Here is a 13,712-nt window from a genome sequence, read left to right on the forward strand (position 1 = left end):
ACCGGCGTACCCTCGACGGGGTGGGCATCGCATCGACACCGACCGTGACTCTCGGCAACCGCTTCGCCCGGGAGCTTCCGGAGCTGGCCGTCACCTGGCAGGCCGAGGAAGCTCCCGGCCCGCGGCTGCTCGTCCTCAACGAGCCGCTGGCCGCCGAGTTGGGCCTCGACCCCGCCTGGCTGCGCGGCGACGGCCTGGGCCTGCTCGCGGGCACCGCCGTCCCCGAGGACGCCACCCCGGTGGCGCAGGGTTACGCCGGTCACCAGTTCGGCGGGTTCGTCCAGAGGCTCGGCGACGGCCGCGCGCTCCTGCTCGGCGAGCTCACCCGCCCCGACGGGGTCCTGCGCGACCTGCACCTCAAGGGCTCCGGGCGGACGCCGTTCGCGCGCGGCGGCGACGGCCGGGCCGTCGTCGGCCCCATGCTGCGCGAGTACGTCGTCAGCGAGGCCATGCACGCCCTCGGCATCCCCACCACCCGCTCGCTCGCCGTGGTCGGCACCGGCCGCACGGTCCGCCGCGAGACCCCGCTGCCCGGAGCCGTGCTCGCCCGCGTCGCCGCCAGCCACCTGCGGGTCGGCAGCTTCCAGTACGCCCGGGCGACCGGAGACGCGGACCTGCTACGCCGCCTCGCCGATCACGCGATCGCACGGCACCACAGCGTCGCCTCCTATCCCGCCCTGTTCGAAGCGGTGGTCGCGGCGCAGGCGGCGCTGATCGCCCGGTGGATGCTCGTAGGTTTCGTGCACGGGGTCATGAACACCGACAACATGACGATCTCCGGCGAGACCATCGACTATGGACCGTGCGCCTTCCTGGACGCCTACGACCCGGGCGCCGTTTACAGCTCGATCGACCACGCCGGCCGGTACGCCTACGGCAACCAGCCGGCCATCGCCGAATGGAACCTCGCCCGCCTCGCCGAAGCCATGCTGCCGATCCTGCACGACGACGAGGAGCAGGCGGTCGCGGTCGCGGTGGAGGCGCTGGGTGGCTTCCGCCGCCGCTACCACGCCGAATGGTCGGCCGGCATGGGCGCCAAGCTCGGCCTCTCCCCGGAGGCCGCCGCTCCGCTCGTCGACGAACTGCTCGCGCTGCTGCGGGAGAAGGGCATCGACTACACCTCCTTCTTCCGTACGCTGCCCCGAACCGTCATCCACGACGACGAGGGCCTGAACGACTGGATCGCCCGCTGGCGCGCCCTGGGCCCGGACACCGCCGCGATGGACCGGGTCAACCCCGCCTACATCCCCCGCAACCATCTCGTCGAGGAGGCCCTCGCCGCCGCGGTCGACGACGACCTGGAGCCGGTCACCCGGCTGCTGGACGCCGTGACCCACCCGTACGACGAGCGGCCCGAGCTGGCGCGCTACGCCGCGCCCGCCCCACCGGACTTCGGCGCCTATCGCACGTTCTGCGGCACCTGAACCCTGAGAACAGCGGCGTATCGGCGTGGGCGCCATCCGGTGACGAGGGCGACGGCGAGGAGCAGTTCGGCGATGTCGCCGCCGTAGTACATGAGCTCGGCCGCGCCCCGCCGTTCGGCCGCCGGCACGGGCAGGGCGACGATGGCACCGGCGTACATGAGCTGGGACAGCACCGCGTGGAACGCGATGGCGACGCCGAGCACCACCAGCCGGGCGGGGACGCCGGGGCGGTTCGGCGCCGGGTCGGTGCCGGCGACGACCCAGGCGAACAGGTAGCCGGACAGCAGGAAGTGCAGGTGGACGAGCGTGTGCAGGGCGGGTTCACGGGTCGTCGCCGCGTACAGGGGCGTGAAGTAGAGGGCGACCAGCCCGCCCAGGTTGAGCAGCAGCGCCGTGACCGGGTTGGCGACGGCGTGCAGGGTCCGGTTGCGGAGCAGCCGGCCGACCGTGCGGCCGGCGCCGAGCGGGAGGGTCCGCAGCAGCAGCGTCACCGGTGCGCCCAGCGCGAGAGCGAGCGGCGCGAACATGCCGATGAGCAGGTGTTGCAGCATGTGGCCGCGGAAGTCCCCGGCGGGCCAGGGTAAGGCTTCCGGGGTCGTCCCGGCGGCGAGAAGCGCGCAGCCGGTGAGGAAGAAGCCGACACGCCACCAGGGCCAGGGCCGACGGCCGAGCGTCGCCGCGGCCTCGTAGCCGACCGCGGCGACGGCGACGGCCAGGAACACGAGACCGCCGCCGGGGGCATGGGTGTGGTTCATCGGCGGCCGGTGGGCTCGTCGTGGAAGGCGGCGCCGCGTTGCGTCAGCCAGCCGGCCGCGACGAGGGCGGCGCCGAGGGCCAGGAAGCCGAGGTCCCACCAGAGTCGGCCCGGCCCGGGGTGGACGTGGTGGATGCCGAGGATGTGGTGGTCCACGACGCCTTCGACGAGGTTGAACATGCCCCAGCCGACGAGGATCCAGCCCCACAGGGCCCGCGAGCCCCACACCCCGCCGCGGCCGCTGGTGACCCGGGAGTACAACAGGCCGAGCCCGACGAGCACCGCCAGCCAGGTGACGAGGTGGAACAGTCCATCCCAGACGGTGTTCATCTCCAAGCCCGGCACGGTGTCGGCCGGGTAGTAGCGGATGCCCACGTTGTCCGTGTCGGTGCTGGTCAGCATGTGATGCCACTGCAGGAGCTGATGCAACAGGATGCCGTCGAGGAAACCGCCCAGGCCGACACCCAGCACGATTCCCGGCACGGCGATCTCGCCGCCGCTCCGCCGTGGCGTGGCGATAGTCATCGAAGTGTCCTTCCGTCGAGGGTTGCGCACCGTCGCGCGCCGGCATACCCGCTGGCGTCCGCGGTATACGCGCATGCGCGCCGCGCGATGCCGCCAGCCTGGTCGCTAGGCTGACGGGTCGGAGGCGATGAGGGTGGATATCAGCACCGCGGACTGGACTGTCGCGGGACGACGGTTGACCGCGGCCGGGGGCAGCGTCGTCGGCAACCGGTACAGCGAGAACTACGACGTGTGGCACCTGGACCCGACGCGGCCGCTCGCTGTCGTCGCCGACGGGATGGGCGACGGTCCGGGCAGCGCGGCCGCCGGGCGCACCGCGGTGGACGTGTTCGTCCGGCGGAGCGCGGCCGTCTCCGGACCGGAAGGGCTCCGTGCCGCGGTGGCCGACGTGCAGCGCGCCGTCCGTGCGGCGGGCCACGGCCTGCCGGATCTGACCGGGTGCACGCTGACCGCGTTCGTCGGCGACTCCAGTGGAGACGATGGCGCGGCGTGGCTGGTGCAGTTGGGCGACTCGCGGGCGTACCGGCTTCGCGACGGCCTGCTCGAGCTGCTCACCGTGGACCACACCCTCGCCTGGCTCGGCGTGCTGCACGGCTGGTACGCGGCGGACTCCGCACAGGCCCGCGCCGCCCGCTACCGGCTCACCCGCTATGCCGGGCATCCCGCCGAGCCCGAGCCGGACCTGCTCCACGTCGCCCTGCGGGCCGGCGACCTCTTCCTGATCTGCACGGACGGCGTGTCCGACCAGGTCGGCTACCGGCGCCTGGCCGAGGTGCTCCAGGCCACGACCGACCCGGCCACGGCGGTGCGAACGCTGCTGGACGATACGTTGACGACCGGCGACGACAACGCGACCGCGACGATAGTCGCCGTCGGCTGAGCCACGACGGTCACCACGAGCGGTCCAGGCCGGCCAGGACCGCCAGCAGCCGGTCCACCTCCTCGGGGGTGTTGTAGACGTGCGGGCTCACCCGTACGGATGCCGTCTTCTCGCCCTGGTCTCCCTGGCAGTGACCGTCCGCACGCACCAGGAGCCCCTCGCTGGCCAGGATGAACCCCAGATCGTGGGAGTCGATGGCGCGGTGGCGGAACGCGACGATGCCCAGGCTCTGGCGTCGGCCGAGCAGCTCGTAGCTCGGCAGCGTCCTGAGGCCTTCGGTGAGCCGCGCGCCGAGCGCAGTGGTCCAGTGGGCGACGCGACCCAGACCGGCGCCGTCCAGCCAGTCGAACGCCGCCGCCAGACTGATGACGCCGGTGGTGTTCGGCGAGCCGGTCCAGCCGGCGGGCACGTACGCCGGACCCCGCGCGTTGCGTGCCCAGATCGCGCCGATGCCCGGCAGCGCCATCGCCTTGTGCCCGGAGAACACGACGAAGTCCACGTCGAGCTCGGTCATGGACAGCGGCAGATGCCCGACGCCCTGGGCGGCGTCGAGGCAGATCGGGATGTCCGATCCGGCCACCGCGCGCAGGCGGTGGACGACCATCTCGGTGCCGTAGACGTGGTGCACGTGGGTGGCCGCGATGAGCCGGGTCCGGTTGCTGACGAGTTCGGCGAGCCGGGCGGTGTCGTAGTCGTGGGCCTCGTCGTACGGCATCGGCGTGACCCGGACGTGGGCGCCCTGGCGGCGCAGCAGCTCCGCCGCCTCCAGCCAGGCGCCGCCGTTGGCCGCGTGGTCGGCGAACGGCACGATGATCTCGTCGCCGTCCCGCAGCTGCGGCGCCAGCCAGTCGCGGGCGACGGCGCGCAGCCCGTCGGTCGTTCCGCCGACGAAATGCACCCCGGAGGCCTGCGGCCGTGGGTCGTCCACGAAGCGGCGCAACCGGTCGCGAGCCAGCTCGACGCGCGCGGTGGTGCGGTTCGCCCACGGGTACGTGCCGCGGGCGGCGTCGGCGTTGCCGGTGGTCAGATAGCTCACGACGGCGTCCAGGACCGCCTGCGGCTTCTGCGAGGTGGCGGCGCTGTCGAGGTAGGCGACCTCGGGGTTCGCGACGATCAGCGGGAACTGCGAGCGCAGCTCCCGCTGCCACCGCCGGAGCTGATCGGGAAAGGTGTTCAAAAACCATTCTCCATCGCATTTTTCTGACATAGCACTATGGCGTCCGTCAATGCATCTGTCCATTATTCGGCAACGGCGGCGTGCAATTGCAGAGCTGAGGAGGGTGGCGGAACGCCGCCCGGGTCCGCCGCGCCCGGCCGAGGCGGGCTCAGCGTCGCCGCCCCCGCTGCCGATAGGACACGGGGAAGGGGGTCGCTGACGATGGCGCGGCTGCTGGTGGTCGACAACGAACCGGACATCTGCGCCCTGATCGCCCGGCACCTCGTTCGCGCCGGCCACGAGGTGCTCTGCGCCCACGAGGCGACGACCGCCCTCGCCGAGGTCGCGTTGCACGGCGCTCCCGACGCCGCCGTGCTGGACGTCGACATGCCCGGCGTCGACGGCTTCGAACTGCTGGAACGGTTGCGGGCGGCGCACCCGCGGCTGCCGGCGTTGTTCCTGACCGTGCTCTGGGGCGCCGACGTGCGGACCAAGACCGCGGACTACGACGCGCGGTACGTCGCCAAGCCGTTCACTCCCGCCTCGCTGTGCGGCGCCGTCGAGGAGATGCTCGCCAACCCGGGGACGCCGCGGTGACGCCCACGACGTCCCTGCTCAGGACGCTCGGCTTCGCGGCGCTGTATCTCGCCGCCACCTGGCTGGGCCGACAGACGATCATGGACGGCACCAACCTCAGCCTGGTGTGGCCGGCCGCCGGCGTCTCGGCACTGTGGTTCCTCGCCCAGTACGCCTCCCGCTGGCGGCTGTGCGACGTGCTGGCCCTGTCCGTGGTGACGTTCACGGTGAACACGGCGACCGGGGCACCGCCGACGCTGGCCGCCTTCTACGTCGTCGCCAACCTGGTCCAGGCGGGGCTGTTCGTCTTCCTGTTCCGCCGCTGGCTGCCGCACCTGTGGGGCGGCGGCGGAGATCAGCCGATGGCCCGACTGGCCGAACTGTGGCGCTTGATCGGGTCGGCGTTCCTGGCCTCGGCCGCCGGCGCGCTGATCGGTCCGACCGCCGGCTGGATCGTCAACGGCGCCTACTCGTGGCCCGCGACGGCGGTGTGGCAGACCCGCAACACCGTCAGCATCCTGCTGATCGGCGCGGTGGGCCTGCGCCTGGGCCACCTGGTGCACCGGCTCCGCGTCGGAGCGGGGGCCGACCCGCGCACCAGGGTGCGTGCCCGCCTCGCGACCCTCACCTGGCAGCGCGCGCTCGAATACACCGCCGTCGTGGTGGCGTCCGTGCTCATGTACTACGTCGCCTTCGGCGCCGATCACGGGCTCCCGCTGGCCTTCCCGCTGCTGGCGATGACCGTCTGGGCGGGGGTGCGCCTGCGTACCGGATTCGTGGTCCTGCATGATCTGTTCTTCGGCTCGGTGGCCGTGCTGTTCACCCTGCACGGCGACGGCCCCTTCGCCACCGTCGACGACAACGCCGGCCGCGCCCTGATCGCGCAGGCGTTCGTCGGCATGGTCGCCATCGTCGGACTCTCCCTGGCCCTCGGCCGCGACGAACGGGCCCGCCTACTCGCCGATTTGCGCGCCTCCGAACGGGCCGCGGCCGACCAGGCGGCCACGCTCAGCACCATCGTCGACAGCATGGCCGAGGGCCTCGCGGTTCTCGACGAGGACGGCCGGCTGATCCTGCGCAACGCCGCCAGCGCCCGGCTTCTGGGCGGCGCGGTGAGCACCGACGACCGGATGGCGGACAGCAGCTTCTACGGCCTGTTCCATCCCGACGGCACGCCGCTGAGCAACGAGGAACTGCCCTTCCGAGTGTCGCTGCGGACCGGGGAACCGCACAGCATGGACATCGTCGTGCGCAACTCCCACCTGCCCGAGGGGTGCGTCATCCACGTGACCGCCACCCGGCTGCCGCACCTCATCGACGGGCGGCCCTGCGCGCTGAGCATCTTCAGCGACGTCACCGCCGACCGCCGGCACCGCGACGAACTGGCCTCCTTCGCCGGTGTTGTGGCACACGACCTGCTCAACCCCCTGGCCACCGTCGAGGGCTGGTCCGACGCGGTGCTCGTCGCCCTCGAGGACGCGCCCGAGCACCCCGCCGTCGCCGACGCGGTCGACGGGTTGCAGCGGGTACGGCGCGCGGGTGGCCGCATGCGGAACCTCATCAACGATCTGCTGGCGTACACGACCGCCCGCGACGCCGCCCTCGCACCGACCGACGTCTCCCTGCCCGCGCTGGTGTCCGAGATCGCCACCGCCCGCGCCGACCAGGCGCAGAGCGCCGGCGGCCCGGTGCCGCGCTTCCACGTCGACGACCTGCCCGACGTGCACGCCGACCCCGTGCTGATCCGCCAGGTTCTCGACAACCTGATCAGCAACGCCGTCAAGTACGTCGCGCCGGGCGTCACCGCCGAACTCACCATCACCGCGGCCGACGCCGGGGACGACTACGTCGAGGTGCGGGTCCGCGACAACGGCATCGGCATCCCCGGCGGGCAGCACAGCCGGGTGTTCGACAACTTCCACCGCGCCCACCGCACCGCGGGTTACGCCGGAACGGGCCTCGGCCTGGGCATCTGCCGCCGGATCGTGGAGCGCCACGGCGGCACCATCGCCGCCGAGCCCGGCCCCGACGGGCGCGGGACGTGCATCCGGTTCACGGTGCCGGCGGCGGTGGCCGTGTCCGCGCACCGGCACGCCACCTCACCCGGATCCGGCCTGCGGTGATCACCGCGGGCGCCGCACGGCCGAAGCGCCCGGGTGGACCGGTCTGATCACCTAGGCTGACCGGGTGACCTGGCTGGATGTGATCGGGTGGACCGGTTCCGCGCTGCTCGTGTGGTCTCTGCTGCAGAGCAGGCTGCTGCGCCTGCGGGCGCTGAACCTGGTCGGCTGCCTGGTGCTCATCGGCTTCAACCTGGCCCTCGAGGTCTGGCCGATGGTCGGGCTCAACGCCGTGCTCGCCGTCATCAACGTGTGGTACCTGGCCCGGATGATGATGAGCCGGCACGACGAGCGGGCCTACCGGGTGGCCGAGGTCCGGTCCGGCGACGAGGTCCTGACGCACGTGCTGCAGCAGCACCACGACGACATCCGCAGCTTCAACCCGGGCTTTCGGGTGGAGGGCGGAGAGGACCGGTGCGCGTTCCTCGTGCTCAACGGCGACGAGATCGTCGGGGTGGTGCTGTTCCGCGTCGCCGGCGACCGGGCGCAGGTGGAGCTGGACTACGTCACCCAGCGGTACCGCGATTTCACGCCCGGGGAGTTCGTGTACCGGCGCAGTGACCTGTTCACGAAGCGGGGGTGCCGCACCGTCGTCAGCCCGCCGGGCATGCTCGCGCCCTACTACGACCGGCTGGGCTTCCGCCGCGACGGCGAGTCCTACGTCCTGGACCTCGGTTAGGCCGGCTCCGGGGCCGATTCCGGTTCCGGTTCTTCGGGCGCGCGTGCGGTCTCGACCGGGTCGCTGAGCTGCTCGCGCAGGTAGTTCCACAGCACCGCGACCAGCGCCGCGACCGGCACGGCCAGCAGGCTGCCGACGATGCCCGCCAGACTGCCGCCGAGGGTCACCGCCAGCAGGACCACCGCCGCGTGCAGGCCCAGACCGCGGCTCTGCACGATGGGCTGGAACACGTTGCCCTCGAGCTGCTGCACCACGACGATGATCGCCAACACGATCAGCGCGTCCGTCCAGCCGTTGGTGACCAGCGCGATGAGTACCGCGATGAAGCCCGCGAACAGCGCGCCGACGATCGGCACGAACGCCGAGACGAACGTCAGCACCGCCAGCGGCAGCACGAGCGGAACCCCCACGATCCACAGTCCGAGGCCGATGAAGACGGCGTCCAGCAGGCCGACGAACGCCTGCGAGCGGACGAACGCGCCGAGGGTGTCCCACGCGCGGGCGGCCACGATGGGAACGTCGGTGGCGAGCCGGCCCGGCAACTGCCGCTCGAGCCACGGCAGGAACCGCGCTCCGTCCTTGAGGAAGAAGAACATCAAGAACAGCGCGAGCACGGTGGTGACCAGGCCGTTGACCACGGTGCCGACCCCGGTCACGGTGGCCGAGACGATGCTGCCGACGCTGCCCTGGATGCGGGCCACCGCGGCGTCGAAGGCGGAGGTCACCTGGTCGTCGCCGATCCGCAGCGGCGGCCCGGCCGCCCACGACCGCAGCTGCTGGATGCCGTCGACCACCTTGTCGGCCAGCTCACCGGACTGCGCCGCCACCGGCACCACGATGAGCACCACGATGCCGGCCGCGACCAGCAGGAACACCACGGTGACCAGGGATGCGGCCAGCGCGGCGGGCCAACCGTACATGCGCAGGTACCGGACCGGCGGCCAGGTCAGCGTCGTGATCAGCAGCGCGACCACGAGCGGCCAGATGACCGACCACATCCAGCCCAGCAGCCACAGGGCCACGGCCGTCATGAGCAGAACGAGCAGCATCTGCAGCGAGACGCGCGCCGATGTTCGCAGGGCGGCGCGGGTCTTCGCGGAACTCAGCGCTTGAGGCATGTGATCATGCTAGGCCCGTACCGTCGGAGATTCATGGCGACCGTGCCGACTCCCCTCCCGGGTGATTATCGAGTTCGGTAGTCGGATGAGCTTGCCCGTGCGCGGCGCCCGCACCTACCGTCGTCTCCGTGGCCACGAGGGTACCCAGAGTCACCGCATCGCTGATCGCGGTGATCGACGCGCTCATCGACGCGCCGAGGGACGACCCTCCGTGGGGCCTGCGCCTGTGCGAGCAGACCGGATACGGACCGGGAACGGTCTATCCCCTCCTCGACCGCCTGCACGAACTCGGCTGGGTGGAGGCCTACTGGGAGGACGCCAATCCCCACGGTGGCAAGCCCCGCCGGTTCTACGCCGTCACCGGTCTGGGTGTCCGGGAGTACCAGGCGGCCAGGAAGGCCCGAACGGAACGGACGTTGCGCTGGCGCCCGGCCACGCCCTGAACGAGGAGTGAGGTCGCGCGCGTGCTGACGCACCGATGGCGGTTCCTGGGCTGGTACGCCGCGGGGCTGCTCGCCTGGGTGGTCCTCCCCTCCGCCGCGGGGGTCGTGTGGACCACCTTCCTGTGGATCGCGGCGGGCTGTGCCGCGGTCGGCGCGGGCGCGTTCCTCGGTGGCCGGTCGCTGTGGAGGACAGCGGGACCGGTCTCGGGTGCGCTGATGCTCATGCTGTCCGCCACGGCAACGGGCTACCTGGCCTACGCGGACCGGGACCAGGTCGTCGTCTCGTCCGCGTCGGTCGACACCGTGTGCAGGGTCTGGGTGGACGTGTGGTCTCCGACCAAGCCGGTCGCGGTCCCACACCGCTTCGGCTGTCCGCATCGCTACGACGCCGAGGAGTACGGCCGGAACGAGGCCGCGATGCGTGCCCTGTCCACGCGATGCGCCCGGGCCGGCGTGGCCACCGGCGAGGGTCGGGTCGGGCCGGGATGCTTCGACCACTACGGGCACTCCTTCGTCGGGGTGGAAGTGCCGGTGGTGGCGGGACAGCGGGTGGTGACCCTGAATCCGCGGGCCATGACGGTCTGGGCGGCGCTCGTCGGAACGGTCGCGGCGCTCGCCGGCAGTGCGGGAGCGGGCGCGGTGTCCGCACTGCGCCGGCGCCGCCGCGGCGCGGCGCGGACGGCATGGACCCGGGATTCACTGCCGCCGATCTCCGCGCGATCGCGCTTCGCGGTGGACGGTGCGGGCGTCGCGCTCGTGCCGGCCGCGACGAGCCGGTGGCGGCGCTGGGCGCGGCTGGGCGGCCACGGATGGATCGCGGCGGTCGGGCTCGGCTGGATGCTGACCTTCGTGGAGAGCGCGCAACCGCGCAACGCCGTCGCCGGTTCCCTCTGGCTGGCCGGGCTTCTGGTCGGGCTCGGCGCCTCCGGCACCATGGTCGCGATCCGGGCAACGGGTAGCCGCTACGGTCGGCGCCGAGCCACGGTGCTGGCGATGACCCTGTTCGGCGAACTGCTCATCGCCGAGCGCCTGTGGGAGCAGCCCCCTCCCCTGGTGGCCAGTCTCCTCATCGGCGTCCTGGCGGGCGCCCTCACCGAATCCGTCTGGCTCCTCATGCGTGCCACGGCCCCGTTCGCCGGCACCGTGTGGGGGCTCACCACCGACGTGTCGCGGGCGTCGAGCGCGGCCGGCCGGTGGGCGACCGGCATCAGCTGCCTGGCCGTGGCGATCGTCGGCAGCGGCACCGCGCACCGCGCGGGCTTCCGGGATGTCTGGCTCGCGGATCTGGACGAGGTCACCCGCGGCGGCGCGAAGCTGACGATGGCCGCCGGTCACCTCGCCGGCGCCGTCAGGATCAGGTCCTCGGCGTGGCGGGACGCGGCGCGCGACGTCGTCGCCTCCCTGGTCCGCGGCAACCGGGCCGTGGGGGTCGCCGCGGTGCTGTCCTCGACCGGCATGGCGATCCAGCAGATCACCACCACCGGCGCCCTCGGCGCCAGGGTGGTCGGGGCCAGCCTCGCGGCGGGCGTGCTGGTCGCCTCGCTGACCAGGTTGGCGCAGCTGCGGCTCCGCCGCGGCGCCAAGGCCCGGCCATGAGGCCATCGATTATCGATTACGACAACCGCTCATCCCGTGAAAGAGGTCCGACCGTGAACGACGACAAGACGCCGCAGGTCCCCCGGTGGGCGATCCTGACCATCGTGACGCTGGCGGCCTCGCTGGCCGCCGTGCTGGCGGGAATCCTGACCCGGTGGGACGGCGCCAGCCTCGCCGGCGCGGTGCGCAACGGCGGAGCGGCGTTCGTCGCGGCGGCGGGGGTGCTGCTCGCGATGGCCGCCTTCCTCGGCGGCAGCCGGTCGTGAGGGTCAGCGGCCGGCGCCGTGGTGCCACGCGATCTGCTGGTCGCTGAGCTGGCTCGGGTAGACCGCCACCTCGTCCAGGGTGCCGACGAAGTAGTCGTTGGCGGGACGGTTCGGCCGGCCGGAGAGCAGCGCGCCGCCCCACCGCCAGTACCCGCTGAACGCCGGCCCTGAGGTGACCGAGGTGTCCGTGGCCACCCGGACGCCGTCCACCCAGAGTCGCAGGCCCGCGGGTCCGACGCTGGCGGCGGCGTGGTGCCACTCGGTGTCGTCGTACGCGGCGGCGCTGCGGATGGTGGCGGTGCCGACGCCGAAGCTGAGGCGCCCGCCGGAGTCGAGGTAGAGCACCCGGTCCGAGGTGGTCGAGGAGGTCTGGCTGGAGCTGAAGCCGATGAACTGTCCCCCGCCACCGAGGCCGGCGCGGAACCACGCCTCCACCGTGCAGGAGCCCGCGTCGGCGAACGCCGTGTTGTTGTAGGCGGCGATCCAGCCGCCGAAGGCCACGGCGGAGCCGGACGGACCCTGGAGGCCGCCCGTCATGCCCGCGCCGTACTGGATGTCCTTGTCCTTGTAGATCCGGGTGACCTGGACCGCGGCAAGCGGACGCTGGTAGAGGCGTACCTCGTCGACGGCGCCCTTCCAGAGGCCCTGCACGGTGCCGTTGTTGAGCTGACGGCCGATGCTGAGCCGCGCGTTGGCGTCCCAGGAGGCCGACAGTGCCCGGTCGTCCTCCTTCACGCCGTTGACGTAGAGCTGACCCGTGCTCCCGCTGCGGACAAAGGCCACGTGGGTCCACTGACCCGTCTGCACCGTGGACGTGCCCTGCAGGCCTCCGCCGACGGCGGTCGGCGAGTCGTCGGAGGCGAACCGCACCCGCCAGGTGCGCGTGGTGGCGTTGGCCTGGATGGCGAAGGCGGTCTGGAGGTTGCCCTCCGCGGCGACCGCGTGCCGGTCGATCGAGGCGTCCGTGAGATAGAGCCAGGCGGCGACGGAGTAGTCCTTGTTGGTGTCGATCGACATCCCGGAGGTCAGCGCGTAGTCGTTGGTGCCGTCCAGATGGAGCGCGTTGCCGTAGTGGCCGGGAGCGAAGGTGGCGTCGCCGCCCAGGGCCGCCGAGCGGCCGAGCACGTCGGCCGCGGCGGTCTCACCGGGCGCCTCGTTCATGCCCCAGTGCCCGGGGGCGGCGTCCTGGTACAGGCTCCTGATCTCGAAGTCGGTCAACACCCGGCCGTAGGTGCGGACCTCGTCGACGGCACCCTTCCAGTAGTTGGACAAGCCACTGGGAGTCTTGACCCGCCCCACGCTGAGCGGTCCGGTGGCGTTCACGGTGGGCGAGAACGTGCCGGCCTTCTCCCACTCGCCGTTGACCCACAGGTTGACCCTGCCGTTGGTGGCGTCGCGGGCCATGGTCAGGTGGACCCAGGTGTTCAGAGCGACCGGCGTGTTGGAGTTGATCCGGATCCCCGTGCCGGCGTCGGTGTCGTCGACGTACCGCACGGACCAGCAGGAGCAGGCTCCGGCGCCGGTGACGAAGGAGTGGATGCCGAAGACGCTCTGCTTGGTGCCCTCCTGGCCCAGCGCGTACCGATTCTGCGACGCGTCGGTCAGGTAGACCCAGGTCATCACCGTGAAGCTGTTCGCGGTGGCGACTCCCGGCCGGGCGGACTGGACGGAGGCGCCCACGCCGTCGAGGCCGACCGCGGCGGCGCCCATCCGGCCGGGCTTGTGCCACGTCGCGCCGGTCAGGCTGCCCTGGTTCACGGCGCCGGAGGCGTCGGCCGTGACGGTGCCGGAGCCCTCCTCGAACGGCCACACCAGGCTCGGGCCGTTGGTCGCGCCCGAGTAGGTGCCGGGGCGACCGGCGCCCGACCCGTCCGCCGCCACGGTGTTGAGGCCGGAGGCGACCGCCTCCTCCTGCCGGTGATACAGCGCCGGAGCGTCGCCGATGACCGTCTGCGGGTAGCCCGGGAAGCTGGCGGCCGCCGCGAAGGAGCTGCCGCCGGCGACGGTGGTGGCGGTGAACGCGGCGCCAGACGTGCCGAACAGCATCGGCGGAAGGAGCAGCAGGGAGGTCAGGAGCGCGATCCGGCGGCGGTGCAGCGCCCGGCCACCGCGACGGAGCAGGCTCAGCGCCCGCACGCATGTCTCGACCACGTCCGCTTCCCCCTCCCTCCTCGT

General features: G+C 72.4%; 13 protein-coding genes. 8 read left to right on the forward strand and 5 right to left on the reverse strand.

Annotated features, from left to right (window positions below):
- Positions 1 to 20 precede the first annotated feature (20 nt).
- Positions 21 to 1,424, forward strand: coding sequence for a protein adenylyltransferase SelO (locus AB0M36_RS24065; RefSeq protein WP_364161098.1), 1,404 nt, complete (start codon positions 21 to 23; stop codon positions 1,422 to 1,424).
- Here the strand turns inward: AB0M36_RS24065 and AB0M36_RS24070 are convergent.
- Both AB0M36_RS24070 and AB0M36_RS24075 read right to left on the reverse strand, forming a co-directional pair.
- Complete coding sequence (locus AB0M36_RS24070) at positions 1,400 to 2,179, reverse strand: cytochrome c oxidase assembly protein (protein ID WP_364161100.1); 780 nt, start codon at positions 2,177 to 2,179, stop codon at positions 1,400 to 1,402. The genes AB0M36_RS24065 and AB0M36_RS24070 overlap by 25 nt on opposite strands.
- Positions 2,176 to 2,703, reverse strand: coding sequence for a DUF2243 domain-containing protein (locus tag AB0M36_RS24075; RefSeq protein WP_364161102.1), 528 nt, complete (start codon positions 2,701 to 2,703; stop codon positions 2,176 to 2,178). The genes AB0M36_RS24070 and AB0M36_RS24075 overlap by 4 nt, the downstream gene beginning before the upstream one ends.
- 133 nt (positions 2,704 to 2,836) lie before the next feature.
- Here AB0M36_RS24075 and AB0M36_RS24080 point away from each other — a divergent pair, with 133 nt between their 5' ends.
- Positions 2,837 to 3,583, forward strand: a complete 747-nt coding sequence (locus tag AB0M36_RS24080; RefSeq protein WP_364161104.1) for a PP2C family serine/threonine-protein phosphatase — start codon at positions 2,837 to 2,839, stop codon at positions 3,581 to 3,583.
- Positions 3,584 to 3,593: 10 nt separating this feature from the next.
- Here the strand turns inward: AB0M36_RS24080 and AB0M36_RS24085 are convergent, their stop codons facing one another.
- Complete coding sequence (locus AB0M36_RS24085) at positions 3,594 to 4,760, reverse strand: aminotransferase class V-fold PLP-dependent enzyme (protein ID WP_364161106.1); 1,167 nt, start codon at positions 4,758 to 4,760, stop codon at positions 3,594 to 3,596.
- Positions 4,761 to 4,961: 201 nt separating this feature from the next.
- Here AB0M36_RS24085 and AB0M36_RS24090 point away from each other — a divergent pair, with 201 nt between their 5' ends.
- The 3 genes from AB0M36_RS24090 (at position 4,962) to AB0M36_RS24100 (ending at position 8,114) form a co-directional block, all read left to right on the forward strand.
- Positions 4,962 to 5,336, forward strand: a complete 375-nt coding sequence (locus AB0M36_RS24090) for a response regulator (protein ID WP_364161108.1) — start codon at positions 4,962 to 4,964, stop codon at positions 5,334 to 5,336.
- Positions 5,333 to 7,438 (forward strand): ATP-binding protein, encoded by a 2,106-nt coding sequence (locus tag AB0M36_RS24095; protein ID WP_364161110.1) that lies wholly within the window; start codon positions 5,333 to 5,335, stop codon positions 7,436 to 7,438. The genes AB0M36_RS24090 and AB0M36_RS24095 overlap by 4 nt, the downstream gene beginning before the upstream one ends.
- A gap of 64 nt (positions 7,439 to 7,502) precedes the next feature.
- Positions 7,503 to 8,114: a hypothetical protein gene (locus AB0M36_RS24100; protein ID WP_364161112.1), complete on the forward strand. Its 612-nt coding sequence runs from the start codon at positions 7,503 to 7,505 to the stop codon at positions 8,112 to 8,114.
- Here the strand turns inward: AB0M36_RS24100 and AB0M36_RS24105 are convergent.
- Positions 8,111 to 9,232, reverse strand: a complete 1,122-nt coding sequence (locus AB0M36_RS24105; protein WP_364161114.1) for an AI-2E family transporter — start codon at positions 9,230 to 9,232, stop codon at positions 8,111 to 8,113. The two genes, AB0M36_RS24100 and AB0M36_RS24105, sit on opposite strands and share 4 nt — an antisense overlap.
- A gap of 128 nt (positions 9,233 to 9,360) precedes the next feature.
- On the opposite strand from AB0M36_RS24105, the gene AB0M36_RS24110 reads away from it, so the two are divergent.
- From AB0M36_RS24110 to AB0M36_RS24120, 3 genes are read left to right on the forward strand one after another with little or no spacing between them, the layout of a single operon-like run.
- Complete coding sequence (locus AB0M36_RS24110; protein ID WP_364161116.1) at positions 9,361 to 9,675, forward strand: helix-turn-helix transcriptional regulator; 315 nt, start codon at positions 9,361 to 9,363, stop codon at positions 9,673 to 9,675.
- A 21-nt stretch (positions 9,676 to 9,696) separates the two neighbouring features.
- On the forward strand, positions 9,697 to 11,271 hold the full coding sequence (locus AB0M36_RS24115; RefSeq protein ID WP_364161118.1) for a hypothetical protein: 1,575 nt from the start codon (positions 9,697 to 9,699) through the stop codon (positions 11,269 to 11,271).
- Between the two features lie 53 nt (positions 11,272 to 11,324).
- Positions 11,325 to 11,537 (forward strand): hypothetical protein, encoded by a 213-nt coding sequence (locus tag AB0M36_RS24120; protein ID WP_364161120.1) that lies wholly within the window; start codon positions 11,325 to 11,327, stop codon positions 11,535 to 11,537.
- Between the two features lie 3 nt (positions 11,538 to 11,540).
- Here the strand turns inward: AB0M36_RS24120 and AB0M36_RS24125 are convergent, their stop codons facing one another.
- Positions 11,541 to 13,688 carry a LamG domain-containing protein gene (locus AB0M36_RS24125; RefSeq protein ID WP_364161122.1) on the reverse strand — a complete coding sequence of 716 codons (2,148 nt, stop codon included), beginning with the start codon at positions 13,686 to 13,688 and terminating at the stop codon, positions 11,541 to 11,543.
- Between the last annotated feature and the right edge of the window lie 24 nt (positions 13,689 to 13,712).

The organism is Actinoplanes sp. NPDC051346 (assembly GCF_040682215.1).
Classification (GTDB): domain Bacteria; phylum Actinomycetota; class Actinomycetes; order Mycobacteriales; family Micromonosporaceae; genus Actinoplanes.